18 protein-coding genes and 1 tRNA gene are annotated in these 26,382 nt (G+C 63.7%); 11 read left to right on the top strand and 8 right to left on the bottom strand.

Annotation, left to right across the window (positions count from 1 at the left end; all coding sequences use genetic code 11):
• Positions 1-60: 60 nt before the first annotated feature.
• Together NATGR_RS15820 and NATGR_RS15815 are read right to left on the bottom strand one after the other, a co-directional pair.
• The gene (locus NATGR_RS15820) at positions 61-1,890 is read right to left on the bottom strand and encodes a DUF2339 domain-containing protein (RefSeq protein ID WP_005575593.1); all 1,830 of its coding nucleotides are present in this window, start codon (positions 1,888-1,890) and stop codon (positions 61-63) included.
• A gap of 185 nt (positions 1,891-2,075) precedes the next feature.
• Positions 2,076-3,095, bottom strand: coding sequence for a DUF1616 domain-containing protein (locus NATGR_RS15815; protein WP_005575591.1), 1,020 nt, complete (start codon positions 3,093-3,095; stop codon positions 2,076-2,078).
• 461 nt (positions 3,096-3,556) lie between these two features.
• On the opposite strand from NATGR_RS15815, the gene NATGR_RS15810 reads away from it, so the two are divergent.
• A complete protein-coding gene (locus NATGR_RS15810; protein ID WP_015233791.1) occupies positions 3,557-4,567 on the top strand; it encodes a lipid II:glycine glycyltransferase FemX in 1,011 nt (336 codons plus the stop codon).
• Positions 4,568-4,953: 386 nt separating this feature from the next.
• On the opposite strand, the gene NATGR_RS15800 is transcribed toward NATGR_RS15810, so the two are convergent.
• On the bottom strand, positions 4,954-5,748 hold the full coding sequence (locus NATGR_RS15800) for a helix-turn-helix transcriptional regulator (RefSeq protein ID WP_005575583.1): 795 nt from the start codon (positions 5,746-5,748) through the stop codon (positions 4,954-4,956).
• 232 nt (positions 5,749-5,980) lie between these two features.
• On the opposite strand from NATGR_RS15800, the gene NATGR_RS15795 reads away from it, so the two are divergent.
• The gene (locus tag NATGR_RS15795; protein WP_005575582.1) at positions 5,981-7,594 is read left to right on the top strand and encodes an alkaline phosphatase family protein; all 1,614 of its coding nucleotides are present in this window, start codon (positions 5,981-5,983) and stop codon (positions 7,592-7,594) included.
• A gap of 295 nt (positions 7,595-7,889) precedes the next feature.
• Positions 7,890-9,029 carry a tyrosine-type recombinase/integrase gene (locus NATGR_RS15790; RefSeq protein ID WP_005575581.1) on the top strand — a complete coding sequence of 380 codons (1,140 nt, stop codon included), beginning with the start codon at positions 7,890-7,892 and terminating at the stop codon, positions 9,027-9,029.
• Positions 9,030-9,146: 117 nt separating this feature from the next.
• Here the strand turns inward: NATGR_RS15790 and NATGR_RS15785 are convergent, their stop codons facing one another.
• Together NATGR_RS15785 and NATGR_RS15780 are read right to left on the bottom strand one after the other, a co-directional pair.
• A complete protein-coding gene (locus NATGR_RS15785; RefSeq protein ID WP_015233790.1) occupies positions 9,147-10,421 on the bottom strand; it encodes an IS4 family transposase in 1,275 nt (424 codons plus the stop codon).
• Positions 10,422-10,648: 227 nt separating this feature from the next.
• Complete coding sequence (locus NATGR_RS15780) at positions 10,649-11,206, bottom strand: TATA-box-binding protein (protein ID WP_005581117.1); 558 nt, start codon at positions 11,204-11,206, stop codon at positions 10,649-10,651.
• 167 nt (positions 11,207-11,373) lie between these two features.
• Between NATGR_RS15780 and NATGR_RS15775 the strand changes: the two genes are divergently transcribed.
• The 4 genes from NATGR_RS15775 (at position 11,374) to NATGR_RS15760 (ending at position 15,589) form a co-directional block, all read left to right on the top strand.
• Positions 11,374-11,988, top strand: coding sequence for an HAD family hydrolase (locus NATGR_RS15775; RefSeq protein ID WP_005581114.1), 615 nt, complete (start codon positions 11,374-11,376; stop codon positions 11,986-11,988).
• Between the two features lie 457 nt (positions 11,989-12,445).
• Entirely contained in the window at positions 12,446-13,492 is a 1,047-nt protein-coding gene (locus NATGR_RS15770; RefSeq protein WP_005581110.1) for a thiamine pyrophosphate-dependent dehydrogenase E1 component subunit alpha, read from the top strand.
• Positions 13,489-14,502, top strand: coding sequence for an alpha-ketoacid dehydrogenase subunit beta (locus tag NATGR_RS15765; protein WP_005581109.1), 1,014 nt, complete (start codon positions 13,489-13,491; stop codon positions 14,500-14,502). The genes NATGR_RS15770 and NATGR_RS15765 overlap by 4 nt, the downstream gene beginning before the upstream one ends.
• Positions 14,503-14,530: 28 nt before the next feature.
• Positions 14,531-15,589: an NAD(+)/NADH kinase gene (locus NATGR_RS15760; protein ID WP_005581108.1), complete on the top strand. Its 1,059-nt coding sequence runs from the start codon at positions 14,531-14,533 to the stop codon at positions 15,587-15,589.
• 87 nt (positions 15,590-15,676) lie between these two features.
• Here NATGR_RS15760 and NATGR_RS15755 read toward each other — a convergent pair whose 3' ends face one another.
• Positions 15,677-17,494, bottom strand: coding sequence for a 2-oxo acid dehydrogenase subunit E2 (locus NATGR_RS15755; RefSeq protein WP_005581107.1), 1,818 nt, complete (start codon positions 17,492-17,494; stop codon positions 15,677-15,679).
• Between the two features lie 255 nt (positions 17,495-17,749).
• Between NATGR_RS15755 and NATGR_RS15750 the strand changes: the two genes are divergently transcribed.
• The 3 genes from NATGR_RS15750 to purL all read left to right on the top strand — a co-directional run bounded on the left by NATGR_RS15750 (position 17,750) and on the right by purL (position 23,178).
• Positions 17,750-19,654 carry a 2-oxoacid:acceptor oxidoreductase subunit alpha gene (locus NATGR_RS15750; protein ID WP_005581106.1) on the top strand — a complete coding sequence of 635 codons (1,905 nt, stop codon included), beginning with the start codon at positions 17,750-17,752 and terminating at the stop codon, positions 19,652-19,654.
• Between the two features lie 2 nt (positions 19,655-19,656).
• Positions 19,657-20,592 carry a thiamine pyrophosphate-dependent enzyme gene (locus tag NATGR_RS15745; RefSeq protein ID WP_005581105.1) on the top strand — a complete coding sequence of 312 codons (936 nt, stop codon included), beginning with the start codon at positions 19,657-19,659 and terminating at the stop codon, positions 20,590-20,592.
• A 339-nt stretch (positions 20,593-20,931) separates the two neighbouring features.
• Complete coding sequence (gene purL, locus NATGR_RS15740) at positions 20,932-23,178, top strand: phosphoribosylformylglycinamidine synthase subunit PurL (protein ID WP_005581104.1); 2,247 nt, start codon at positions 20,932-20,934, stop codon at positions 23,176-23,178.
• Here purL and NATGR_RS15735 read toward each other — a convergent pair whose 3' ends face one another.
• Positions 23,179-25,092, bottom strand: a complete 1,914-nt coding sequence (locus NATGR_RS15735) for a PAS domain-containing protein (RefSeq protein WP_005581102.1) — start codon at positions 25,090-25,092, stop codon at positions 23,179-23,181.
• Positions 25,093-25,413: 321 nt separating this feature from the next.
• Between NATGR_RS15735 and NATGR_RS15730 the strand changes: the two genes are divergently transcribed.
• Positions 25,414-25,977, top strand: a complete 564-nt coding sequence (locus tag NATGR_RS15730; RefSeq protein WP_005581101.1) for a molybdopterin-guanine dinucleotide biosynthesis protein B — start codon at positions 25,414-25,416, stop codon at positions 25,975-25,977.
• A 170-nt stretch (positions 25,978-26,147) separates the two neighbouring features.
• On the opposite strand, the gene NATGR_RS15725 is transcribed toward NATGR_RS15730, so the two are convergent.
• Positions 26,148-26,221: transfer RNA gene (locus NATGR_RS15725), tRNA-Lys, on the bottom strand.
• Positions 26,222-26,382: the final 161 nt, after the last annotated feature.

Here is a 26,382-nt window from a genome sequence, read left to right as displayed (position 1 = left end):
TCAGTTCCGGCGCGACCGCGCTCCTGCGGTCGCGCCGGGACATCGGTACAGTCTTCCGTATCAGGCCTCTGCAAATTCCGGCTCGGCGTTCACGTAGTAGAGTTCGAACTCGCCGTTCGACTGGATACGATCGACGTCGGGCTGGTCTGTAACCGACTCGAGTTCACTCCCGGTGTGTCGAAGCTCCTGATAGGCGATCGTCTCGCGTTCGTAGTCGGCCTGTGTGAGGACGAAATAGCGGTCCTCGTCGTACTGGTCGGCGAGTCCGGCACCGATTCCCTCGTCGGGTGGGCCCTCGTGAAGTCCCATCCGTTCGGCGTTGCCGTTTACGGCGTCGTCGTACCTGTTTGGCCCGTTTCGCAACCCGACGAACTGCACGTCCTCGAGCTGTCCGTCGAAGGCCGTCTCGTAGCCCTCCATCTGCGTGTCGCTGACGTGTGGTGAGGCGTGATACGTGTACGGCGAGGGGAAGACCGCCGCGAGCGAGAGTACGAGCAGGCAGGCGAAGCCGACGGCGAAAAGCGGCCGACTTCCCGGGAGACGCGCCCTCGAGCGCGGCTCGTCGGAATCGGTGAGCCACGCGAAGAGGCTAAAGGCCGCGATCGAGCCGAGGATCGTGACGAACACCATCATCAGTCCGAACACGCGAAAGTGCATCGTCGATCCCGGCGCGACGAAGTAGATCACGAACGGCGGGCCGAGCGCGACCAGGGCGACGGTGAAGTACGTCGTCTCGGGGCGAACGCGTCGGATCAGTGCAGACCGGGAACCGACGACTCCGAACGCGAGGGCGACGGTGAGTAACACGAAGACCAACTGAGCGAAAAACAACTTGAAGAATATCTCGCCCAGACTACCACCGATCGCCGACAGCGATGCACCTTGTGTCGCGACCGTGTCCGCACCGCCGCGGCCCTCGAGGACGAACTCGACGGCCGAGGTGAGGAAGTACTCGAACATCCCGCCGAAGAACCCATGGTTCGAGGTCCACACCAAGAACAACGCGATCAACAGGACTGTGTGGCCGTACACTGGCGTCTGGCCGGCGATCTGACCGTCGCTCGCGACGCGTTTTGCGAGGTACTGGACGACGGCGATCCCGAGGAAGACGACGATCAGGTGAGCGACGAGCTGTGGGTGGTAGACGACCGTCGCAACCGCTGTGAGCCCGAGTGCGATTCCGAGTGCCGAGGACGGCGACGCGGCCCCGTCGGTGCGGAGGTATCGCGCGAGCAGGTAGCAAAGCAACGCCGAGAACATGACTGCCTGAGACATCGCGTGGGCGGACATGTACATAGAGATCGTCGTGATCGGCAAGAGCAGAAACCCCGCGAAGGCCGCGACCACCATCGCACGTCCGTCTTCGACGATCGTCCCGACGGCAAGCGGCACGAACACACAGAAGACGAGAATCGAGAGCACCACCACGTACAACAGCGACTGCGCTACCGACGTGCCAAGCGTCGAGTGAACGAGCGTCGTCACCGTATGTATTCCCGGATAGTACAGTTCGAACGGAAGCATCGTTCCCTCGGTGATCGCACGCGCCCAGCCGAGATGGGTCAGAGCGTCGTGGTGGCCGTAGAACCGATACCCGCGAACGATCGGCAGCCCGGCAAAAACGAGCATCGAGAGCCCGCCGAGGACGAGCGCGACTGGCCGGGTTCGACCGCTGCCGGTCGGCGAGACGAACGCGACTGCAATCCCGATCCCGACTGCAAGCAGCAGGCCGACCCAGAACAGCAGCGGGGTCGACGTGTACAGCGACAGTTCGTACCCCGTCGCCGGCCTCGAGCGAGCCAGGAGAACGCTACCAGCGAGGACGAAGAATCCAATCGCAAGTGCGACCTTTCGGAACGGTTCGTCGACAGAGGCTGAGTTGGCGGACATTCGGATTGCTCCGTCGTTTTCCCGTTGCAGTACTTGTTATTCTCCGATTGCAGACTGTAAGCCACGGAATACCGTCGTTGACTTCGACGATCGAGCTGACGGCAAGCGGCGTTTCGACCGCTACAGGACCAACCGGTGTCGCCTCGAGCGACGAGCGCCGGCCGGAACAGCGAACGAGCGGTGACTTACTCGAGGTCGTCGTCCTCGATTTCGATCCAGAAGTGGGTGTAACGGTAGGCGTCGTCGGCCGTTGGGGTCTCGGGGACGTCGTCGTCGAACAGCATGACGGCGATTCGGACTTCGCCAGCGTCGGCCTCGGGAGTGACCGTGCGGTCGCCGTGACCGGTCGTGCCGTCGCCGAGGCTGTAGTCGATCTGGCGTAACTCGGTTCGCTCGAGGACGTCGCCGTCGTCGACCCATTGTTCTTGGACGACGGCCGTGTACTCTTCGTGGTCACCTTCCTGATTTTCGACAGTGACGACCAGCGGGATCGACTCGTCGGAGTCGACGGTGTCTGGGAGGTCGCCGGCGACGTACTCGCCGTCGTCGGTCTCGGTGAGCAGTCTGAGGTCCGTGTACTGTTCGTCGTTCTGTGGAGCCACGAGAGCGTAGCCGACGGCCGTCACCGCGACCACCATGCTGACGACCAGCAACAGGTTGATCGCCGTGACCGACGCTCGACTGTCGAAAAGCCCCGCTCGCAGTGCACCGAGCTTCCGTCCCAGCTCGAACCGGTATCGCTCGGCGGAAGAGACGCGCGCTCGACGGACGGTCGCGACTGCAATCGCCAGGAGGACGAAGCCGGTTACAGACCAGACGACGGCCGCTGTCGTGTACTGCCAACCGATAGCGGCCATCGCCAGCCCCAGCAGCGGAAGGACGGCGAAACTCAGACCGAACGCGAGCGCTACACGTTCTGTCTCCGTGACGGTCTCCGTCTGTCCGATTACCGGGAGTCGTTCGGCCCGGTCGGCGCGGACGCCTCGCGGGAACAGGACCGAGACGACGGCGTATCCCGGTGCGAGAAACAGCAGTGGAAAGCCGACGAGAGCCCGGACGACTGGCGACGCGATGTCGACGGCGGCAAGCAGGACGGCCGCCAGGAGGACGAACGCCGTGAGACCGGTCAGGTCTGTCGGTATCCGAGCGAGCAGCGTCGCTTGCCCGGAACCGGTCCCGAACGGTCGAATCAAACGTTCCTTCATCGACCGACGACTCGACCGATCCGGTCATTGTTACTGGTCGGATAACCGACTGTCAGGGAGTGATGACCGTTCGGATCGGAGACACTACAAGCGGCTCGAGTGGGACGTCGAGAGAGCACAGGTGACGAGTAGTGCCGACCTAGTACTCCGCCAAGCGTCGACTGCTGAGTGAACCCAGACGACCGCATTCGGTTTCACTCATCCGTTCAGGCTTGCCAAAGCACTAGTACCGTCCCAACCGTCGACTGACGGGTCGAATCGGGCCACACCGCCAGATTCGACCCATCAGTTCAGGCTTGGCCCGCCACTAGACCGTCTCGCGGCTCGAGCGATCGGCGACCCCGCCAGACGAGCGGTGGAAACAGGGCGCTTACAAAGGTCGTCGGCGGCGACGCCGTCCGTATGAAGCGACGATCGAGCGACGGAACTGACCAGCCGACCGAAAAGAGAGAGGGCAACCGATGAGCGTCGAGGTTCGCCTTGCCACGGACGACGACCGCGAGCGCTGGAACCGCTACGTCGAGCGCTCTCCCCAGGGACGGCTGTGGCACGAACTCGAGGCCCTGGCGGTACAGGCCGACTATGCCGGCGCGACGCTCCACCCGCTTATCGGGTTCAAGGGCCAGGAACCAGTCGGACTCTTTCCCGTCTTCGAGGTCGACAAGCGGTTTGTCACCACCGTCTTCTCGCCGCCGCCGCACCTGCGGGTGCCGTACCTCGGGCCGGTGTTTCTGAACGTGGAGAAGTTGAAACAGCGCAAACGCGAACGACGGCGGTTGGCGTTCGTCGACGACTGCATGGAGTGGGTCCGGTCGGAACTGAACCCGAAGTACGGCCACGTCCGCACCACCGCCGGCTTCGCGGACGCCCGGCCGCTCGAGTGGAACGAGTACGACGCCTCGCCGGAGTACACCTACGTCGTCGACCTCACACGGGACCGTGAGGAGCTTCTGCTGTCCTTTAGCAGTGACGCGCGAAGCAACGTCCGGAACACGGACGAGGATGCCTTCGAGGTCACCGTCGGTGGCCCCGAAGATATCGAACTGATCATGGCACAGGTCCGCAACCGCTACGAATCCCAGGGGATCGACTTTCGGGTCACCGACGAATTCGTGCTGGACCTCCACGAGCGGGTGACGGGCGGTGCGATTCGACCCTACACGCTGCGGGTCGACGGCGAATTCGTCGGCGGCATTCTGGCCGCCGAGTACGGCGACACCACTGGCCGGTGGCTCGGTGGCGTCCGGTCCGACACGGGGGTCGATCTCCCGACGAACGACCTGCTGGACTGGGCGATCATGGAAGACGGCCTCGAGCGCGGGCTCGCCGGCTACGATCTCGTCGGGGCGGACAACCGCCGCATCAACCGGTACAAGGCGAAGTTCAACCCCGAGTTGCGGACCTACTACAGCCTCGAGTACGGGAGCTGGGGGATGCGACAGGCGGCGTCGCTGTACGATTCGGTAAAGTGAGCTACCGACGGGCCGCGATTTCGCGCCGAAGTTCACGTCCGACGACGGTGAGCACGGAGACGACGAGGGCGATCAGGTAGACGACGGCGAACCAGATCGTCCGGACGGCCTCGAAGACGATCCCGCCGTCGATACCGGCGGTGGTGAAGACGTACCCGAGGCCCCACGTTCCGAGTGCGACCGTCCAGAAGACGGCGACGACCGCGAGAACGAGCCGATCGATAGCGATGCGTTGGACGCCCCGACCGATACCGAGGGAGACGATCGGACTGGTTGGTCCGAGGCTGTCAACGGTACTCCTAACGAAATTCGAACGGCGACCATCGCAATGACCGCGACCGTCCGTTTCACGAGAGGGTCTCTCCCTGTCGGCTCTGACCGCCCGATCAGTCGACGACCCGATTCGCCGCCGTTCGATACCGGTCGTAGACGTCCCGCGACGCGTCCCGAACGCCCTCGTCGTCGGTTTCGAACGTTGCCTGCAGGACGCCATCGTCGTAGGCCCCGAGCACGACCCGCTTGTCACACTCGAGCAGGCCAAACGAAACGTCGTCGTGAACGGCGAGCGAGACATCTGCAAGCGTCGCGGCGACTCGGACACCCCCGCGGAGCTTCGAGCAAAATGAGTTGTAGGCGTCGGCATCGACGACAGCATCGACCGTCGCGCCGTCGCGAACGCGAGCGACGAGCGGTCGAACGTACAGCGGCGACGCGATCGGCGCGAGCACCCGTACGCGTCGTGTGTCGTCGAGGGCGTCGATCACGTGAGACACTGGAGCGTGTGGGTCGGCGGATCGACGGCACGTCGTCGTCCCATCCACGGTTGCGATGTCAGACGCGGTGAAACCGAACTCCTCCGTCGGAAACACCTCGAGGAAGGTCGCGAACTCGTGGCCCCGCTCTAGACGTTCGAGGAGAGAAAAGATGTCGTCGGCGACCAACTCCGCGTAGGTCGTCACACGGTAGGTCTGGCCCTTGCTCGTCGCCAGCCGTTGTTCGTCGAGAGCCGAGAGCGATCGAGAGACGGTCCGCCGAGAGGCGTCGACGTGGGGAGCGATGTCCGAGGCGGTCCCAGCGCCACGCTCGAGCAGGTGCTCGAGGACGCGAAGTCGAACGGGTGAACGTGTCAGAGTCGCCAGCGTCTCGAACCCGGCCACGGCCTCATCGTCGCCGCTCGCCATTACTATTTGACACGATTGTGGGCCGGACGTATAAGCATCCCGCCCATTCAGCAGAGTTCGCAACCGCGACCGATGGCGTCAGCTATGCCGGGAAAACAGCTCGGGGAAGCAAAAACGCGGTGGTTCTGACCGGCCGCCGTGAATCGGCAAACGGCGACGACCAGCCGAAGGCAGCGGATTCGACGCGTAACAGCGTCCATAACCAAGTCTCCTCCTCGTGGAATGCCCGGCAATGGAATCTTCGCTTCGAACGCTGCTCGTCGGCATCGACGCGGCCTGTGACCGAGTGCTCGAGCCACTGTTTTCCGACGGCGAGATCCCGACGCTCGCGTCGTTCTACGACGACGAGGGTGGAGCGAGCGGCCCGCTCGAGTCACAGATCCCGCCGTGGACGGCGAGTGCCTGGCCCTCGATGTACACGGGGAAAAACCCCGGCAAACACGGCGTTTACGGCTTCCTCTCGTTCGACGGCTACGACTGGGACGTGGTCAACGCGACCGATGTCCGCGAGCAGGCGCTGTGGGAACTACTCTCGGACCGGGGGCTCTCGAGCGTCGTCGTCAACGTTCCCGTCACCCACCCACCCCGGGAGTTCGACGGCGCGGTGATTCCGGGCTACACCGCGCCCGAGAACCCCGACTGTCATCCCGACGGCCTGCTCGAGGACGTTCGAGAGGAGATCGGTGAGTATCGCGTCTACCCCGACGAGACAATCGACGACCGCGCCGAGAACTACAGCGACTGTGCGCGCATGCGAGGCGAGGCGTTTCGCTACCTCGCCGGTCGGTTCGAGTCAGATTTCGGCTTCCTCGAGTTCCAGGTGACCGACTCGATTTTCCACAAAGATCCCGACGACGAGGAGGCGATCCGCAGGATATACCGTGAAGTCGACCGCCAACTCGCCGAGACGATAGAGACCTGTGATCCGGACAACGTGATCCTCGCGAGCGACCACGGGATGGGACCGTACGACGGCCACGAGTTCCGAGTCAACGAGTACCTCCGTACAGAGGGAATCGTCGAGACCGAACGCGGCGGCCGCGGGATGCCGACCTGGGCGACGGTTCGGGACGACGCGCTCAAGGCCGGCACCGAGACCACCGACCGCGAACCCGGCCTCGGCGAACGGGCGATGGCGACGGCCGCGACCTTCGGGCTGACCAGCCAGCGAATCGGAGCCGTCCTCGAGCGGTTCGGTATCGAAGAGACCGTGGCACGCTATGCACCCACCAGCGTCGTCAACGCGGGTGCGACCCAGGTCGACTTCGCGTCCTCCAGGGCCTTCGTCCGCTCGCGGATCGAACTGGGCGTCCGGATCAACCTCGAAGGGCGCGAACCCGACGGCGTCGTCCCGCCCGAGGAGTACGAGGCCGTTCGAACGCGGATCATCGACGCGCTCAGATCGGTCGAGACACCAGACGGCGAGCCGGTGTTCGAAGCCGTCCGGCCCCGCGAGGAGTTCTTCCACGGCCCCGAGAGCGAACACGCCGTCGACGTCGTCACCGTCCCCACCGACTTCGACCACTTCCTTTCGGCGACCTTGCGCGACGCCCAGTTCGGCCCGCCATCCGAACCCTGGAACCACAAACTCGAGGGCACCGTCGCCGCCAGGGGAACCGCCGTCGACGGCGACGCTGGCGTCGGGAACGCACACCTCTTCGACGTCGCACCGACCGTCCTAGCGACACTCGACGTGCCGGTCGACGACCGGATGGACGGCCAGCCGCTCCCCTGTGTCGACTCGCCGGGCACCCGTCGCTACCCACGGCTGGACGACGACCGCTCGACTGACACAGACGACGCCGCAGTCGAACAGCGACTCGCGGATCTGGGCTATCTCGAGTGACGGATCGTCGACGGCCTTTCTGTGCCACGTCGAACCGCACGCCCGCTCGAGTGGCTCTCGGATCAGTTCCGATACCCGACTGCAGGAGTCAGACTGCCCGCTGCCCGTTCGGCCGCATCGCCGAGAACGAAACACAGATTTACGGGAGTGAAACAGTAACACTCGTACGAATGACCCGTCGCGTCGATTCCAGTGAGCGAGTCCCCAGTGATCCCAGAAGGGACCAGGCGACGACTACCGCGACGGCTCCCTCGACTCGAGGCCCAGACTCGAGGGACGGCGAGGTGAGTGGGCGATGAGCGACGGCATCGACGTGGCGATTGCGGACGCGGTCGACGCCTACCTCCAGCGGAAAGCCGTCGGCGATCCCGACAGCCCCGGTGCCGGCACCTACGCGGCCAACGCCGAGTCGATCCTCCGGCGGTTCGCCGAGTGGGCCGAACGCGAGCACGGCGTGACAGCGATCCGGGCGCTCGAGGCGTCTCACATGCAGTCGTACGCTGGCGAACTGCGCGACCGCGCCGACGAAGGGACCTACACGGCATCGACTGCCCACACCTACTACGCGGTCGTCCGGGCGTTTCTCTCCTGGTGTGTTCGCGGCGGCATTCTCGCGGAGAACCCGGCCACCGTACGGGATGCAGAGTCAGAACTGCCGACCACGACCCAGCCAGTCGACGAGGACCGCTGGACTGCCGACTCCCGGCGGAAACTCGAGCGATACGTCCGGGAACGCGCGCTCGAAGGCACCCCCTCGGACGCCGACAAACGACGCAACCGGCTTCGCGAGTACGCGATGGTCGCTCTGCTCGCACACTCGGCCGTGCGTGGCTCAGAACTGTTCCGGGTCCCCGAGGACGATCGGCGGACGGGCGCGACGTGGGACGATGTCGACTTCTACACGGGGACGATCCGCGTCCTCGGCAAGTCACAGCGCCAGGAAGACGTGACGTTGCTCGCACCCGCGCGAACGCCGCTGCGCCGGTACGGCGTCGTCCTCGATCCGCCCTCGAACGACTGGCCCCTGTTCCCGACGCGACACGCCCCCTCGATCGCCAGTCGCGTTCGCAAGCGACTTCGTGAACGCGGTCACGGCGACGAGGAGGTCGAAGCCCTGCTCGAGGGCAACACGGCGACCGAACTGGCACGCGAGCGAGCCATCGCACCGCCGGCGATCACGACCGAGGGCGCACGCTCCGTGCTCAAACGGCTCTGTCGCGAGGCCGGCGTCGAGGTCGACGGCGACTACCTGACGCCACGTGGCGTTCGTGCCGAACCGGACGACGACGATCGGTACCGACGCGACGCGACGCCTTCGACGCCCGCGCTTCGAACCTCCGTCCCCGAACGCGCGATCGCAGTCCCCGAGTCGCGGACGGAGGACCGACTGATCAGAGACATCGGCGCTCGAGACCTCGAGAACGAAGAGACGTAAACGGCTCTGTCGAAACTCGTAGCCGGTGATAGGTCCCAGGAGTCTTGCTGCATACAGCGCGCGAATTCAGCAGATGGATTGAAAACGAGCCAAACTGCTATGTCTATTCGTCTTTAGCTAAGACTCACACCTCGGTTGCGTAGCGGTAGCGAGCGTCTCTTGTAACACTGGGCGTTGCTGGTGGATCTTCTGTGCGTCGTCGATCAGTCGCTCGAGCAGCGGTGGTGGCGAGTAGCCAAGATATTCGCCAAGTTCGTGGAGGATGAGCTGGGCGTGCGACCGGAAGGTCGCCGCCCAGCGTTCCGGCGGGAACACGATCTCGTCGTCCGCCTGTTCGGTGACCAGATCGAGCAATTCACGACTCACGAGCAGTGACAGCAACGCCGCGTACAGCAGAATCTCGACAACATGCTTCTTTGTTGTATCGAGCTCGTCCAGTTCGTATTGCGTCTTCAACTCACGGAATAGCAACTCCACCTCCCACCGACACCGATAGATCGTCCCTAGATCCGACGGCAGGAACTCCTCTCTCGGGAGATTCGTGATGTACAGGTGGTAGTCGTCGGCGTCCTCTTTGCGGACGCCGACGACGCGAAACCGCTTCGTATCGCGTGACTGCGTTCCTCCGTACGGTCTTCGGTCGAACTCGGCTTCGACTTCCACGTCGATGTACTCGCGGTGCAGATCATCCACAACATCGTGGATCTGCTCACCTTCCAAGGGAATGGCGCGCCCGCGCCATTCCCGTAATTCCTCCGTTACGACCGGATTTGCGCTCTCTTTCAGCCGACTCACGAAGTAGCCGTCGTTCTCATCGATCAACGCGAAGCGGCGGTACTTGAAGTAGGCTCGGTCGAACAGAACGAGCCGATCTTCGAGCCACGATCCTGTGTGAAACAACGTGCTGTCGTGCGTTTTCTCGTCAGTCACGTCGAGCCATTCTATCGTCTGCTCAGTGGCATTGTGGAGCAGGTGGAGCTTCGCTCCAGCCTGCTCCTCCTTGCGAGCTTCGTACTCATCGGCAAGGAACTCGTGCAACCGCAGGACGGTTCCATCAGCGATCATCACGTCCTTGAATCGGTCGATATCGGCGTCAACAGTGTCAGGGACAGCGACCTCGTCGAGGCCACGCTCGACGAGGTCGCGGAAGTACTCTGCGGGAGACGGCGTCAACCGGTGATAGAAGCCGCCGGGAGAGATCGTCTCATCAGCTGTCGAGTTGTAGCTGCGTCTGAAGCCAGCGAGTGTTCGGCTTTCGCCTGCGGCGAAGCCGAACACGAATGCCCAGACGAAGGCAGGGATCTGGAGCTTGCGGTCGCGTTCGATCACGCCGAGTTCCTCGGCGTGCTCTTCGAGGAACTCAGAGGGAAACAGTGTAGTGAGCCGACGCATAATCCGAGATGAGGAGGCATTGGTGGACACAGCCGTTGCCTCCTCATTCCTCTCGAAAAGATGTCTCGATAAGCCGCTGCTGTCACGTGGTTCTTCGCTTAGTTAAAGACGGATAGTACCTCCGTCTCAATAGACAGTTCATGGAGAGCCCGCGGCGTGAGCCGTACCAATACCTTTTCTCGGTCCCCCTATTTCCATTCTGCCAGCAACCACCTGTCTCAAATCGTTCACGTGAGCAGACCAAGTTCGCCGAGTCGATTCCGCACTTGACCAACGGCCTGTTCAGCGTCGTCAGGTTGCTCTCCCCCCGTGATAACGATTTTTCCACTCCCAAATAACAGCAGAACGACATCGGGATCGTCGATCCGGTAGACGAGTCCGGGGAACTGTTCGGGTTCGTATTCGATGTTCTCGAGCCCGAGGCCGATTGCAATGGCGTTGAGGTTGAGATGATGGCCCAGATCAGCCGACGAGACGATATTCTGGACGGTCACACCGTCCGGTTCAACCGGAATCGACAGGTCGCGTAGCTTCTCAAATACAATCTCGACCGCACGGCGCATATCGTCGGTGCTTTTCGCACCGGTACAAACGATCTTCCCGGAGCGAAACAACAGCAGGGCTGCCTTGGGATCGTCTATCCGATAGACGGCCCCGGGGAACAGCTCCGGGTCATACTCTACCCCCTCGAGATCCATCGCCACGGGTCCGAGATCAAGTTCCTGCCCAATTCCAGTCGAGGCAACGACATTCTCGATGGTGATCGTTTCTTTGGGGTCCGTCATATGTACTCACTGGGACCGCTACCACCTTGCTGGTTTCGTATCTACAATCATAATTGGGCGTATACTTTTTAGTACGGAGATAGAACAATTGCTGAATTCGCGCCCTGTATTCAGTACGCATCAGTTGTTACCGGAGAAGGATTTCACCAGAGCCGACCAGTTCGTTTTTGCGGGTTCGAACGGAATCCCGAACGTGTGGCCTGAATCGAGACCGTCTCGTTCGACCTCGACGGAACCTTGCTCCGCTACGTTCGGTCGTCCGGCGAGGTGTTGGGACGGCGTTCGAGAACCTGGGACTCGCACCGCTGTTTTCCGTCGAAGACTACTACGCCCGGTACGACGAGTTCGCCCGCAGATGCGACTCGATAGACGATCTCCGACGCGAGTGTTTCGCCGCGCTCGCCGAGGAGAACGGCTACGATCGGGGGCTTGGGAGAGACGTCGCCGCGGCGTTCGCCGCGGAACGCGACCAGTCGAACGTCGAACTGCTGCCGTCGGTCGCCGACGTGCTCGACGACCTCGCCGACAACTACCGTCTTGGCATCGTTACGAACGGGGCACGGGACGCCCAGCGCCAGAAAATCGCGGCCGTCGGTCTCGAGCGGTGGATCGACGCGGTCGTCGTCACCGGACACGAGATCCCGCCGATACCGGACCCGGAGCCGTTCGAACGGGTCCTCCGGGCGCTCGAGACGACGCCCGAGACGACGGTCCACGTCGGCGACTCGCTCGAGACGGACGTCGCCGGTGCGGCCGCTGCCGGACTCGAGTCGGGTGGGTAGCCGAGAGCGAGGACTCTGCAGGATACGAGCCCACGTACCGCATCGGTTCGGTCGAGGCACTGTCGTCTCCGCCATGGGTGGCCGACGGGTAGTGGCGGTCCAAGCCTGATCTGCTGGGTCGACGTCTGGAAGCTGGTGTGCAGTGGCTACTGTCCGACCGATCATCCGCCGCGTGCGGCGATTACCGGTCCGAACCGGTGTCTCGTCGTCCTCGGCGGACTCGAGCGGAGAGCCAGTATCGGCCACCGACGCCTCGAGGGAAACACTGGTCAGCCTGCTTTTCCCGGGTCGTCTCGAAGTCATGAATCTCGAACTAGTCGGTTCGCTGATGCTCGGATGAATTAAAATTCTGGCTCGAGCGGAACGTTTGTTGGATGGGGGCGGATGAGTGGTTAATATTACTGTGTGGTAGGCCCTAGCACATATATTGACTCCCGTTGTAGATCCACGTTGCCACATGGCAGACTACGACCTCGAGAGTTCGGAAGGACGAGTAGAGGCGCTGCGCCGGATGCTGTTGATCCGTGCGTTCGACGAGGAGGCGGGGGATCGATTCGCGGACGGAGAAATACCGGGGTTCGTCCACCTCTATATCGGTGAAGAGGCGGTCGGCGTCGGCACCTGTGCGGCCCTGGAACCGGACGACTACATCGCGAGCACCCATCGGGGGCACGGCCACTGCATTGCGAAGGGGCTCGATCCGAAGTACATGATGGCCGAGTTGTACGGTAAGGCCGACGGATACTGTAAGGGGAAAGGCGGTTCGATGCACATCGCGGATGTCGACGCCGGTATGCTCGGCGCGAACGGGATCGTCGGCGCGGGCCCGCCGCTGGCGACGGGTGCGGCGCTGTCGATCGACTACGACGACCGCGACAAGATCGCCGTCAGTTTCCTCGGAGACGGCGCGGTCGCGCAAGGACAGGTACACGAGGCGATCAACATCGCAGCGACGTGGGACCTGCCGGCCGTCTTCGTCGTCGAGAACAACCACTACGGCGAAGGGACGCCGGTCGAAGAACAGCACAACGTCGACAACCTGAGCGACACGGCACAGGCCTACGACATTCCGGGTTTGACCGTCGACGGGATGGACGTCACCGCAGTCGCCGAGGCCGTCGGCGAAGCACGCTTGCGTGCTCGCAACGGCAAGGGACCGACCCTCGTAGAAGCCGAGACCTACCGGTACCGCGGCCACTACGAAGGTGACGAGGAACCGTACCGCGACGAGGCGGAGATCGAGCGCTGGAAGGACCGCGATCCGATCGACACGTTCAAACAGCGGCTGATCGACCGCGGGGAACTGACGGCAGACGAGGTCGAACGTCTGCAAAGCGAGGTCGAAGCGGAAATCCAAGACGCCGTCGACTACGCCCAGGATGCCGCGCCGCCGGAACCACACGAGGCATACGCCGACATGTTCGGCGAGATGCCGCCGGAGATCGAACGCTTCGCCACCGCCGCTCGGACCGACGGCGGCACTCCGAGAGGTGACCGACAATGACTGCACAGGTCGAACAAGAACTCGAGACTGAAACGGAAGAGCTGACCGTCAGAGAGGCGATCCGACAGGCGCTACGAGAGGAACTCGAACGCGACGAGGACGTCTTCCTCATCGGCGAGGATATCGGCGAGTTCGGCGGCGTGCTCGAGGTGACCGGCGACCTCTACCAGGATTTCGACGACGAACGAATCAAGGATACGCCGATCAGCGAAGCCGGCTTCACCGGTGCCGCGACGGGCGCGGCGGCGACCGGGACGCGTCCGGTCGTCGAGCTCATGTTCTCCGACTTCACCGGCGTCGCGATGGAACAGATTATGAACCAGATGGCGAAGATGCGATACATGTTCGGCGGGAAAGCAGAAATGCCAGTTACCGTCCGGACGACCGAGGGTGGTGGGATGGGTGCCGCGAGCCAGCACTCGGGGACGGTCCACACCTGGATCGGTCACTTCCCTGGCCTGAAAGCCGTCACACCCGGGACCGCCGCAGCCGCAAAGGGGCTGACGAAGGCCGCGATCCGGTCGAACGATCCGGTGTTCGTCTTCGAGAACAAGATGATCTACGAACAGTCCGGACCGGTCCCGACCGACGAGGAGTTTACGATCCCGATTGGCGAGGCGTCGGTCGAGCGTGAGGGCGACGACGTCACCGTCGTCGCCACACAGCGACTCGTCGGTGAGAGTCTCCAGACCGCCGAGGGCGTCGCGGACGACCTCGGCCTCGAGGTCGAGGTGATCGACCTGCAGTCGCTGTACCCGCTCGACACCGAGACGCTCGTCGAGAGCGTCCGCAAGACTGGGCGGCTGATCGTCGCAGACGAGAGTCCACTCTCGTATGGCACGCACGCAGAAATCGTCGCGCGAGTCCAGGAAGAGGCGTTTTTCAGCCTCGACGCGCCGATCCAGCGAGTCGGCACGCCGGACACGCACATGCCGTTTAGTCCGCCACTGGAGAGCGAGGTCTTGCCCGGCGGTGACGACGTGCGGGCGGCGATCGAACGGATCTCGTAACGTGAGATCGTCCGATTCCGACTCCAGTGTGGCCGCCGAATCAGAGGCCGACTCGAACCGAGCCCGCGTCGGGCTCGTCGTCAACCCCGCTGCGGGTCGAGACGTTCGCCGACTCACCGGCGGGGCGAGCGTCGTCGACAACTACGCGAAACGCCGCGTCGCCGAGTGCGTCCTCGAGGGTTTGACTGTCGCCGCTGACGGAATCGAGGTGACCGCGATGCCGACCCTGACTGGGATCGCCCAGGACGCCGTCGAAGCGTCACCCGTCGCCGGTGACGCGTTTCCGGTCGGCCTGCTCGAGTTGACTCTCGAGGGATCGTCGGCCGACACTAAGGCTGCAGCGGCTCGGTTCCGCGAGGAGGCAGACGTCGTCGTCGTTCTGGGTGGTGATGGAACGACCCGGGACGTGGCGCTCGAGATTGGCTCGGTGCCGGTCGTCGCAGTTGCGACGGGAACGAACACTGTCGTTCCGTCGCCGGTCGACGGGACGCTCGCGGGCGTCGCAGCTGGCCTCGTCGCGACGGGTGTCGTCCCGACCGACGACGTGACGACGCAACACGGGACAGTCGACGCAGCAGTTCGGTCCGGCAGGGCAGCCGACCGGGATCGACTGACTGCGCTCGCTTCGGCAGAACTTTCGTCGCGGTCGTTCGTCGGGACGCGTGCCCTGCTCGATCCCGCCGATCTACGCGGTGGCGTCGTCTCGCGTGCACACCCTGGCGACGTTGGCCTGTCGGCAGTCGCCGGCGCGGTCACGTCCGAACCCGTGGCCGGTGACGATCCCGGCGGCGTCGCCGTCAGACTCGCCGACCCCGACGAGGCCGAACGGACCGTCCGTGCGGTCGTCGCACCCGGCATCCTCGCGACGATCGGGGTCGAGTCGTGGGAGCGACTCGCTCCCGGCGACTCGGTCTCGTTCGAGCTACCCGACGGCGTAGTCGGGGCCGACGGCGAGCGCGAACTCGAGGCCACCGACGCGACAGTCGAATTGCGTCCACTCGAGGACGGACCGCGACTCGTCGATGTCGAACGTGCGCTCGAAGCCGGAGCGAAACGCAGCGGGTTCGATGTCGACGCAACGTCCTAGCACAGGAGTAGTCGAGACTCGAGTTTCGAGACCAGGCCGTCGAACTCACTCCACTACTCTTGGCGCGAGGGCGATCGGTCGCCTACCTCACCGTCGGTCCCACGAAAGCTCTAGCTCGAGGTCCGCGCGGAGTAGTTGCGAAACGTGACAGCCACGCTCGCCGAGTTCGACCAGGCGTTCGACGTCGTCGTCGTCTGCGTCTGTCTCGAGGTGGATCGTCGCCTCGATCGACTCGACTGCGCCGTGTTCGGGGTCGGCGTCGGTCGTCACGGAGATCGTTCCAACGTCGGTGTCTCGCTTCTCGGCCTGGTAACGCGTGCTCAAGGAGAGACAGGAAGCGAGTCCGCCGAGGAAGACGTCGACGGGCGTCGGACCGGTCTCGGTACCGCCGCTGTCCTCGGGTTCGTCGTACTGCCACTCGAAGGACCCTGCTTCGATCCGGCCGGCCATGCCGTCGGCGGTCGTGGCAGTGACGGTGCGGCCAGGCATCTCCGTCTTGCCAGCCCGGTCCCGGGCGCTGTCGTCGACTGGCTCGGGCAAGAGCTGCCATGGATTCTCGAGCGTGTCGACCAGCGTCTCGAGGAAGCGGGCGGCGTCGGCACCGTCGACGACGCGGTGGTCGAACGAGAGATCGAGTGGGAGGTGGCGGTGCCAGTCGACGTCGTCGCGCTCGCTACGCACTGGCTGTTCTTCGACGGCGTTGACGCCCAGAATCGCGATCTGTGGCGGGTTGATGATCGGATCGAATGACTCGGAGCCGAGGACGCCGAGGTTCGTCACCGTGAACGTCCCGCCGCGCAGGTCGTCCATCGTGTACTCTCCACGCAGCGCGTCGTCGACGAGGCGGCGACGCTCGTCGGAGAGATCGGACAGCGACTTCGAGCCGACGTCACGCACCACCGGCGTGATCAATCCCTGCTCGACGTCGACCGCGAGTCCGACGTTGTGTTCCTCCCAGAGCCGGTGGACATCGTCCTCGAAGGTGGCGTTGAACTCCGGATGAGCCTCGAGCGTCTCCGACACCGCGAGCAAGAGCAGATCCTGAATCGAGACGTCGGCTTCGAGGGCGGCGTCTGCGGCGTCGACGGCGTCGAACAGTTCCTCGACGTCGGCCTCTCGATGGACGGTCACGTGGACGGCCTCGCGGTAGCTCTCACTCAGCCGCGTTGCGATCGTTCGGCGCATCCCGTCGAACGAGCGTTCTTCGGCGAGCGTCCTGTCGTCGGCTCCCGCGGTTGCTTCGCCCGCATCGGCGGCTGCGGCTTCCACGTCTGCTTCCGTGATCGCTCCCTGATAACCGCTTCCTTCGACGGTTGCGAGGTTCACGCCGAGTTCGTCTGCGCGCTTTCGCGCCCGTGGAGACGCCTGTATCTCGCCGGCTTCTGGGTCCGCGTCGGTATCCGTGGCGGCCTCCACGTCTGCTTCCGTGATCGCTCCCTGATAGCCGCTTCCCTCGACCGTCTCGAGGTCGACGCCCAGTTCTTGTGCGCGTTCTCGAGCACGTGGCGATGCGCGAACGTCGTCGGTCGCGGCTCCCGTTTCGGCGCTCCCGCCGGCGGCGTCGGCTGACTCCGTCGTGGGTTCGGCTGCCGTCGTCTCTTCGGCGTCGGTTTCCTCGCCATCGAGGTCCGCCTCCGCTTCCGCCTCGAGGTCGTCGATCTCGTCGTCGGTCGGCGCGACGATACCGATCGGCGTCCCCGGCGGCACTTCCTTTCCCTCCTCGAGATAGGTGCGCCGGAGGACCCCGTCTTCTCTGGCTTCGACTTCGCCGACGCTCTTTTCGGACTCCACCTCGGCGACGAGTGCTCCCTCCTCGACCGTCTCCCCCTCGCCGACGTGCCACTCGAGAAGGACGCCACGTTCCATCTCGAGGCCGAGTTTTGGCATCCGAACGATGTATCCCATAGTGTTTCTACGGCGAATAGAGAGTAAAAGCTATCGCAGACCCAAACGCGTCAGCCGTGCCCTCGCAACCCCAGATCCGATCATCAAAGAACGGAAATCGACACGGGATGTCGCCAGTACAATAATAATCTTTCATGCATAATTCTGAACGACTGCCCATTCTTCACGAAAGATTCCTGGTAATGTATAGCAAAGGCTTTAGGTTCAGTAGGGGAAATCTCAGGTACGGTTGGCCCACCGGCCACTGATTTACCTATGAGCGACGACGAACTCATCTGGCGAATCGCAGGCGGTTCCGGCGACGGAATCGACTCGACGAGCCAGAATTTCGCGAAAGCGCTGATGCGCTCGGGGCTTGACGTATTCACACATCGCCACTATCCATCCCGGATTCGTGGCGGCCACACGTACGTCGAGATCCGGGCCGCGGATCAGGAGGTACAGTCACGAGGAGACGGCTACAACTTCCTGCTTGCCCTGGGTGACTCGTTCGCCCGCAACCCCAGCGAGGATGCCTACTACGGTAACGAAGAGGTCAAACCCCTCTCGGAGAACTTGGACGACCTCCGTGAGGGAGGTGTCATCGTCTACGACGAGGGCCTCATCAGCGAGGACGACGTCGAGGAGTTGAACCTAGCGGAACGTGCCGAGGAAAACGGCTGGCACGTCTACCCGATGGATCTGCGTGGCCTCGCGAAAGAACACGGGCGCGAGGTCATGCGGAACACGGCAGGCGTCGGCGTCACCGCAGCACTCCTCGAGATGGAATTGGACCACATCGAGGACCTCATGTCCGACGCCATGGGCGGTGACGTACTCGAGTCCAACCTCGACATCCTTCACGAGGCCTACGAGACGATCGAGGAGGAGTACGACTTCGAACACGACCTGCGTGCGCCCGAGGGCTCCCACGAGACCGAACAGGCGTTGCTGTCCGGGTCGAACGCGATCGCCTACGGTGCCATCGACGCCGGCTGTCGGTTCATCTCCGGCTACCCGATGACGCCGTGGACGGACGTGTTCACCATCCTCAGCCAGAACTTTCCCGACATGGGCGGCGTCTCCGAACAGGTCGAAGACGAGATTGCCGCGGCCGCGCTCGCGGTTGGTGCGAGCCACGCCGGCGTCAAGGCGATGTCCGGCTCGTCGGGTGGCGGGTTCGCCCTGATGTCCGAGCCACTCGGCCTCGCAGAGATGACCGAAACGCCGATCGTCCTCATCGAAGCGATGCGTGCCGGCCCCTCGACCGGGATGCCGACCAAGCCCGAACAGGGCGACTTAGAGCACGTCCTCTATACGAGCCAGGGTGACTCCCAGCGTGTCGTCTTCGCACCGGGTAACATCGAAGAAGCCTACGAACAGACCCGACTGGCCTTCGAAATCGCGTGGGACTACCAAATCCCCACGCTGCTCATCTACGACCAGAAGCTCAGCGGCGAGAACAAGAACGTCGACGTCGAGTTCTTCGACCGCGAACCGTCCCCTGACCTGGGATCGACGCTGACCGAAGCAGAACTCTCCGAGGCTGCCCACGACAACTCCGGGAAGTTCAAGCGGTTCAACCACGAGGACGCCGAGGACGGCGTCGCACCGCGCTCGCTGCCCGGTCAGAAAGGCGGTCGATACCTCGCGACGGGCAACGAGCACAGCCCCGTCGGCCACATCAGCGAGGACCCCGACAACCGCGTCCACCAGATGGACCGTCGCCTCGAGAAACTCGAGTCCATCCGCGAGGAACTCGACGAGGAACGCGAGTCGACACAGACGTACTTCGGGCCCGAAGAGGCCGAGTACGGCATCGTCACCTGGGGCTCGAGTCAGGGTGCCGTCGCCGAAGCAATCGAGCGGCTGAACGAGCAGGGCCACAGTGTCAAGGGGATCAGCGTCTCCGATATGATGCCGTTCCCCGAGGCCGAGATGACGGAGTTCCTCGAGAGTGTCGACGAGGCGATGGTCGTCGAGATGAACGCCACTGCCCAGTTTCGCGGCCTGGTCCAGAAGGAACTCGGTCGGTTCGGCGAGAAGTTGACCAGCCTCCTGAAGTACAACGGCAACCCCTTCGAGCCCGCCGAGGTCGTCGAGGCCTACGAGGTCAACGTCGCCGAGGAAGAACGCGAACCAACCGCACAGGTACGAATCGAACCTGCTGCAGGTGACTAACAATGAGTGCATTCAACGCAATCGAAGAAGAACGAGAGATCGACCGGGAGGAGTTTACGCCCGGTGTCGAACCGCAGCCGACTTGGTGTCCGGGCTGTGGCGACTTCAGCGTCCTGAAGGCGCTGAAGCAGGCGCTTCCGGAGGTCGGGAGAACGCCCGAAGAGGTCCTGACTGTCACCGGGATCGGCTGTTCCGGCAAGCTGAATAGCTATCTCGACACGTACGGGTTCCACACAATTCACGGCCGCGCGCTGCCGGTCGCCCGCGCAGCCAAGTTGGCCAACTCCGACCTCGAGGTCATCGCCGCTGGTGGTGACGGTGACGGCTACGGGATCGGCGGCAATCACTTCATTCACTCGGCCCGAGAGAACCACGACATGACCTACATCGTGTTCAACAACGAAATCTTCGGGCTAACGAAGGGCCAAACATCGCCGACGAGCCCGAAGGGCCACAAGTCAAAGACCCAGCCATCGGGCAGCGCCAAGACGCCGATTCGACCGCTGTCGCTGTCGCTGACCGCCGGTGCGAGCTACGTCGCCCGCACCGCCGCCGTCAACCCCAACCAGGCCAAAGAGATCATCGCGGAAGCGATCGAACACGATGGCTTCGCACACGTCGACTTCCTCACCCAGTGTCCGACCTGGAACAAGGACGCCCGCCAGTACGTCCCCTACGTCGACGTCCAAGAGTCCGACGACTACGAGTTCGACATCCACGACCGGGAGGAAGCCGCCGAGATGATGCGCGAGACGGAGAACGTCCTCAACGAGGGGACCGTCCTCACCGGCCGGTATTACGTCGACGACGACCGGCCGTCCTACACCGAGGAGAAGCAGGCCGTCGGCGAGCTCCCTGACCAGCCACTCGCCGAGCGCTACTTCGACGACGACGCCGAGTGGGAACGCAGCTACGACCTGCTCGAGCGTCACACGTAATTCGTCGTCGCTCCGTTTTCCGATCACGAGAAGACGCCGACGAACCCGCGCCCTCGTGACGGCAACGACGCGGATGTCTCTCATGGCTGTCGGCAAAGAGGCTGTGACACCACCACGAGTCTTCTTGCTCACTGCTTCGACCCTCTAGCCCCATCTGGACCGATCCGTGTTGCGTCGCGTCAACCGCTTCGAGGCCGAGTGAGCCGGGCATCGACGACGCTCGAAGTACGAGCGAGCGCCGCTCTCTCGAACGACGGCGTCCCGGCCGGTGCCGCCGATATAATACACAAACGTGCATATAGAAACCCCTTTACCGGCCGACTTTCATCATCTAGATGAATGAGCCTTGCCGATTCGGACCGCGAACTCGTCGTCGAGGAACTAGGCCGGGAGCCGACTCCGGCGGAGGCGGCGCTGTTCGAGAACCTCTGGAGCGAACACTGCGCGTACCGCTCCTCGAGACCACTGCTTTCGGCCTTCGAAAGCGACGGTGAGCAGGTCGTCGTCGGGCCAGGCGACGACGCGGCAGTCGTCGCTTTGCCGTCGGCTGACGGTGACGACGATCCTGCCAGCGGGCGCGCAGACGACGAGACCTACATCACGATGGGCATCGAGAGCCACAACCACCCCTCCTACGTCGATCCGTTCGACGGTGCCGCGACCGGCGTCGGCGGCATCGTCCGGGACACACTGTCGATGGGTGCCTATCCGATCGCCCTGGCTGACTCGCTGTACTTCGGCGAGTTCAACCGTGAACACGCCAAGTACCTCTTCGAGGGCGTCGTCGAGGGGATCAGCCACTACGGCAACTGTATCGGCGTCCCCACGGTCGCGGGGAGCGTCGACTTCCACGAAGATTACGAGGGTAACCCGCTCGTGAACGTCGCCTGTATCGGCCTGACCAACGAGGATCGACTCGTCACCGCCGAGGCACAAGAACCCGGTAACAAACTCGTCCTCGTCGGCAACGCGACCGGCCGCGACGGCCTCGGTGGCGCCTCCTTCGCCAGCGAAGACCTCTCGGAGGACGCAGAAACCGAAGACCGCCCTGCGGTCCAGGTTGGCGACCCCTACGCCGAGAAGCTCCTCATCGAGGCCAACGAGCAACTGATCGAAGAAGGCCTGATCGAGTCCGCCCGCGACCTCGGCGCTGCGGGCCTCGGTGGTGCCTCAAGCGAGATGGTCGCCAAGGGCGGCCTCGGCGCACACATCGAACTCGAGCGCGTCCACCAGCGCGAGCCGAAGATGAATGCCCTCGAGATACTGCTCGCCGAGTCCCAAGAACGGATGTGTTACGAAGTCGAACCCGAGAACGTCGACCGCGTCGAAGAGATCACAGAGCGGTTCGACCTGGGCTGTTCGGTGATCGGCGAGGTCACTGACGGGAACTACGTCTGCACCTTCGAGAATAGCGAAACGCGACACACCTCGGACGACTCGAGCGGTGAGCAGAGCGAACCGCGAGAGCGCGAGACGGTCGTCGATGTCGATGCCCACTTCCTCGGTGAAGGCGCGCCGATGAACGATCTCGAGAGTGAGAAGCCAGAACAGCCCGACACCGACCTTCCCGAGGTCGACGTAGAGGCGGCCTTCGAGACGGTTGTCTCGAGTCCGAACACGGCCTCGAAGCGGTGGGTTTACCGACAGTACGATCACGAGGTCGGGGTCCGGACAAGCGTCGGGCCGGGTGACGACGCCGCCATCGTCGCCGTTCGAGAAGCCGAACAAGGACTCGCCATCTCCACCGGTAGTGCACCCAACTGGACCTCGACGGCTCCCTACGAGGGCGCTCGTGCAGTCGCTCTCGAGAACGCGACCAACGTCGCAGCCAAAGGTGCGACACCGCTTGCAGCAGTCAACTGTCTCAACGGCGCCAACCCGGAAAAGCCAGACGTCTATGGCGGCTTCGAGGGGATCGTCGACGGCCTCGCGGACATGTGTGAGACGATCGATGCACCCGTCGTCGGCGGCAACGTCTCACTGTACAACGACTCCGCGGCCGGACCGATCCCACCGACGCCGACGCTCGCGCTGGTCGGAACCAAAGACGGCTACGACGCACCATCACTGTCGCTCGCACCCAAAGCGAATACCGATCTGTTGTTGGTCGGCGACCTCGGACTCGAGGCCGGCGACCTCGCCCTCGGCGGGTCGGAGTACCTCGCCCGGTTCGACGGCAGCGATCGATTCCCCGCGCTACCCGACGATCCAGCCGCGCTCGTCGAGGCAATCGCCGAGATTGCAGACGACGACTCGACGCGTGCCGTCCACGACGTCAGTCACGGCGGCCTCGCCGTCTCGCTCGCCGAGATGGTGACCGACGAGGCCGGCCTCACAGTCGAACTGCCCGTCACCGACGCCGACCTCGCGGCACCCTTGTTCCACGAACAGCCCGGCCGCGTGCTGATCCAGACCGAGTCGCCCGACGCCGTCGCGTCGGCGTTCGAGAACGTTGCGCCCGTCGTCAAAGTCGGCTCGGTGACCGACGACGGCCGACTCGAGATCACGGCAGAAGAACGAACGATCACCGCCGACGCGGCGACGATTCGGGAACTGCGGGCGACGATCGAAGACGAACTCGCGTAATCACCTGTCACCCCACGTCGGTTCAGGACTGGATTCAGGCTCTTCCTCCGGCTCCCGAGGTTCGAGTGTCGTCACGTCCCTGACCTCGATCCGCGTCCGGCCGTTTGCCTCCGCATCGATCGACAGCTCCCAGTCGTGAGCCTCGGCAATCGCCCGGACGAGGGCAAGCCCCAGTCCGTCACCCGATCGCTCGCCGTCCGACGGCGGTTCGAGCAGTCTATCCTGTGCACTCGCGGGCGGGTCGCCGGCATCGTCGAGGAGGTAGAAGCCACGCAGCCGCGGCGATCCCTCGCGACCGAGAACGCCGACTCGAACCGTGACGTCGGCGGCGTCTGCACGCGCAGCGGCGTCGTCGAACGCCGTCTCGAGCAGGTAAGCGAACCGATCCGAATCCGCACGTAACGCCGCGTCCTCCTCGACGACCACGTCCGTCTCGGCGAGTTTCGACTCACTGACCGCTTCCCCGACCGTCCGCTCGAGCGTGACGCGACTCCGCGTTCTGACTGCAGAGGCGTTGCGCGCAAACTCCCGAACGTCATCGACGAGTCGTTCGGCCCGATCGAGCGTCTGCTCGACGGACTTCTCCGCAAGCGGGAACTCCCAGTCGAGGTCGGAATCGTCTTCGACCGCGTCAGCGACAGTCTCGAGTCGCCGTTTCAGATCGCTCGAGAGGACGTTCGCAACCCCTTCGAGTCGTTCCGTCTGGCGCTCGAGTTCCGCAGTTCGATCCCGGAGAACACGTTCCCGCTCGGCTCGATCGAGCGCGGCACGCGTGTTCTCGGCGAGCGTCGAGAGCAACTCGGCGTCGGTCTCGTCGAACCGGTTGGGGTCGAGCGACCCCGTCATGAGCACGCCGTGTGTCCCAATTGGCGCGACGATCTGTGAGCGAAGCGGCGTCGAGGAGTTAGAGACCTCCTCCTCTTCGGCAAGATCGTCGAACCGCTCGATCTCACCGGCCTCGAAAACGTTCCAGACGAGTCCGTCACCGGGGTTGAAACGTGGCAAACCGCCAAACTCCTCGTACGCACCGGCAGTGCCAGCGACGGGCTCTAGATAGCCGTGCTCGTCCTCGAGCAACCAGATACCGCTGATCTGCAGGCCCAGCAGATCGCTCCCCGAGTGGACCGCGATCGCACAGATCTCCTCGGGATCGTCGGACTCGAGTAGCCAGCGAGTTACCTCGTGCAGCGAGGCAGCGATGCGCTCGTGCTCGTGCTGATCGGTGATGTCACGGAGGATGACTGCGATTGTCGCCGTCTCGTCCTCGATCGGGACGATCCTGATCTCGGCCACCCGATCGGCTCCATCGGCGTCAGTGACCGGAGCCTCGAGTTGGCGTTTCGCGGTGTTGCCGACATCGACGTCGGCGATCGCACGGCCCATCTCGACGGCGTCCTCGTCGGCGATACCGGCCAGTTCGGGGACGACTTCGACGTGTTCGCCGACGAGGTCGTCACGACTCTGCCCGAGGAGACGCTCCATCGCATCGTTGACCGAAACGATCTCGCGGGTTGGATCGAGCGTGACGACGCCGTCGTCGATCGCCTCGATCACTGCAGCGTGCTGTGCGATCGTGGTCTCCTGTTCTTTGCGCTCGGTGACATCGCGCATGTACACCGACAGCCCCGTCTCGGAGGGGTAAGCGCGTGCCTCGAACCAGGTTTCGAGGTGGGTGTGATACACCTCGAAGGAGACTGGAACCTGTTCGTCCATCGCCCGGTGGAAGCCGTCGGGAAACTGCGTCTCGACAGTCTGGGGGAACTCGTCCCACATGACTCGCCCGATCAGGTCCGAGCGGGAACGTTTCAGCAGGGTCTCGGCCCGTTCGTTGAGATAGGTAAACCGGAAGTCGGTGTCCAGTGCGAAAAACGCGTCCGTGACGCGGTCGGCGACGGGAATAGATCGAGCACTCACGGTCGGTCACCCGCAGGTAGTCCGTTAGAGCGGCGGTCGGTCTTGACGCGGCCTACACTCGTCGTACCCATCTCCGGACAGTCTGTTCGTACTTGGCGGGGACGATATTTTAGTGTCGCGGCTTCGCGCAGACGTTCGTGATCGCTGCTCGATACTAGTACCGTTCCAAGCGTCGACTGCTGAGCAGAACCAGATGCAGTCGTTCGGTTGGAACGGTACTAGACCGAGACACTGCCGATACGTGGGCTCGGCGTCGTCTCTTGCGACACACGCAGCAGTAACCGACTTGTAGCTCGGACGAGAAAGGTCAGTACACTGCCCATGGGCCGCCATTCGTCATCTACCTCGAACAATCCACTTCGGGTCGTCTGTCTGGCCGGTCCGAGCGATTCGGGAAAAACGACGCTCGTCGAGAAACTCGTGCCACGGCTCACGGAACACTACCGCGTCGCGACCGTCAAGTCGATCCACCACGACGTCGAAATCGATACTCCGGGGGCCGACACCCATCGTCATCGAACGGCCGGGGCCGAGACAGTCGTCGGAATTACACCCGAACTCACGTTCGACATCAGCACGCGTGGCAAACAAAAGCCACCGGAACTTCCGCGGGGAACGGACGGCGGCCTCGTGGACTCCGACCCAGACGACCGAGAGCTACAAGCACTCGAGAGCACACTCGCGCGTCTCTCCCGGCGCGGGTACGACATCGTCGTCGTAGAGGGGTTTACTGACGCCCCACTCCCGACGATTCTCGTCGGCGACCGGGAACCGGACACGGTCGCCGGCGAAATCGTCGGCCGTGGCGACGACGAGCTCGAGGAACTGGTCGAGACGATTCAGACACTCGAGGAGATTGCTTTCGAGACGCGTCCGGACGCGTGATACGGACTGCTGTCCCGATGTCCCGGCGCGACCGCGAGTTCTCCTGCGGTCGCGCCGGAAATGGCTGGCAGCAAACCGTATGAGACGAGTTGCTCGCGTCGGCGCGTCCGCTTCCTGCAGTCGAATTGCTTTGGCCGCTTTGCTCTTCACGAAAGTGTTCGTCGCAAAAGCGGGCCGGGCGCGATTTGAACACGCGACCGTCTGATTAAGAGTCAGACGCTCTGCCGGACTGAGCTACCGGCCCTACACCCCCAGGTTCCCGTCGGGCGTTGAAATACGTTTCCCTTGGAGACCGTCGTGACAGTGAAAGGCACGCGACCGACGATCCACTCGAGAACTGCCTTCCCCGTTCAGCGACGGCCCGGCGATACGAGTTGCCGTCCGTCAGCGGCCCACTGCGGCCGT

The sequence above is a fragment of the Natronobacterium gregoryi SP2 genome (assembly GCF_000230715.2).
In the GTDB taxonomy this organism is placed as follows: domain Archaea; phylum Halobacteriota; class Halobacteria; order Halobacteriales; family Natrialbaceae; genus Natronobacterium; species Natronobacterium gregoryi.
Note: the sequence above shows the minus strand (reverse complement) of the source record. Positions and strands in the feature narration are given on the sequence as shown.

Excerpts from the sequence above, each read along its gene's own strand:
- NATGR_RS15820 (WP_005575593.1), bottom strand. The coding sequence starts at position 1,890 with ATGTCCGCCAACTCAGCCTCTGTCGACGAACCGTTCCGAAAGGTCGCA.
- NATGR_RS15815 (WP_005575591.1), bottom strand. The coding sequence starts at position 3,095 with ATGAAGGAACGTTTGATTCGACCGTTCGGGACCGGTTCCGGGCAAGCG.
- NATGR_RS15810 (WP_015233791.1), top strand. The coding sequence starts at position 3,557 with ATGAGCGTCGAGGTTCGCCTTGCCACGGACGACGACCGCGAGCGCTGG.
- NATGR_RS15800 (WP_005575583.1), bottom strand. The coding sequence starts at position 5,748 with ATGGCGAGCGGCGACGATGAGGCCGTGGCCGGGTTCGAGACGCTGGCG.
- NATGR_RS15795 (WP_005575582.1), top strand. The coding sequence starts at position 5,981 with ATGGAATCTTCGCTTCGAACGCTGCTCGTCGGCATCGACGCGGCCTGT.
- NATGR_RS15790 (WP_005575581.1), top strand. The coding sequence starts at position 7,890 with ATGAGCGACGGCATCGACGTGGCGATTGCGGACGCGGTCGACGCCTAC.
- NATGR_RS15785 (WP_015233790.1), bottom strand. The coding sequence starts at position 10,421 with ATGCGTCGGCTCACTACACTGTTTCCCTCTGAGTTCCTCGAAGAGCAC.
- NATGR_RS15780 (WP_005581117.1), bottom strand. The coding sequence starts at position 11,206 with ATGACGGACCCCAAAGAAACGATCACCATCGAGAATGTCGTTGCCTCG.
- NATGR_RS15770 (WP_005581110.1), top strand. The coding sequence starts at position 12,446 with ATGGCAGACTACGACCTCGAGAGTTCGGAAGGACGAGTAGAGGCGCTG.
- NATGR_RS15765 (WP_005581109.1), top strand. The coding sequence starts at position 13,489 with ATGACTGCACAGGTCGAACAAGAACTCGAGACTGAAACGGAAGAGCTG.
- NATGR_RS15755 (WP_005581107.1), bottom strand. The coding sequence starts at position 17,494 with ATGGGATACATCGTTCGGATGCCAAAACTCGGCCTCGAGATGGAACGT.
- NATGR_RS15750 (WP_005581106.1), top strand. The coding sequence starts at position 17,750 with ATGAGCGACGACGAACTCATCTGGCGAATCGCAGGCGGTTCCGGCGAC.
- NATGR_RS15745 (WP_005581105.1), top strand. The coding sequence starts at position 19,657 with ATGAGTGCATTCAACGCAATCGAAGAAGAACGAGAGATCGACCGGGAG.
- purL (WP_005581104.1), top strand. The coding sequence starts at position 20,932 with ATGAGCCTTGCCGATTCGGACCGCGAACTCGTCGTCGAGGAACTAGGC.
- NATGR_RS15730 (WP_005581101.1), top strand. The coding sequence starts at position 25,414 with ATGGGCCGCCATTCGTCATCTACCTCGAACAATCCACTTCGGGTCGTC.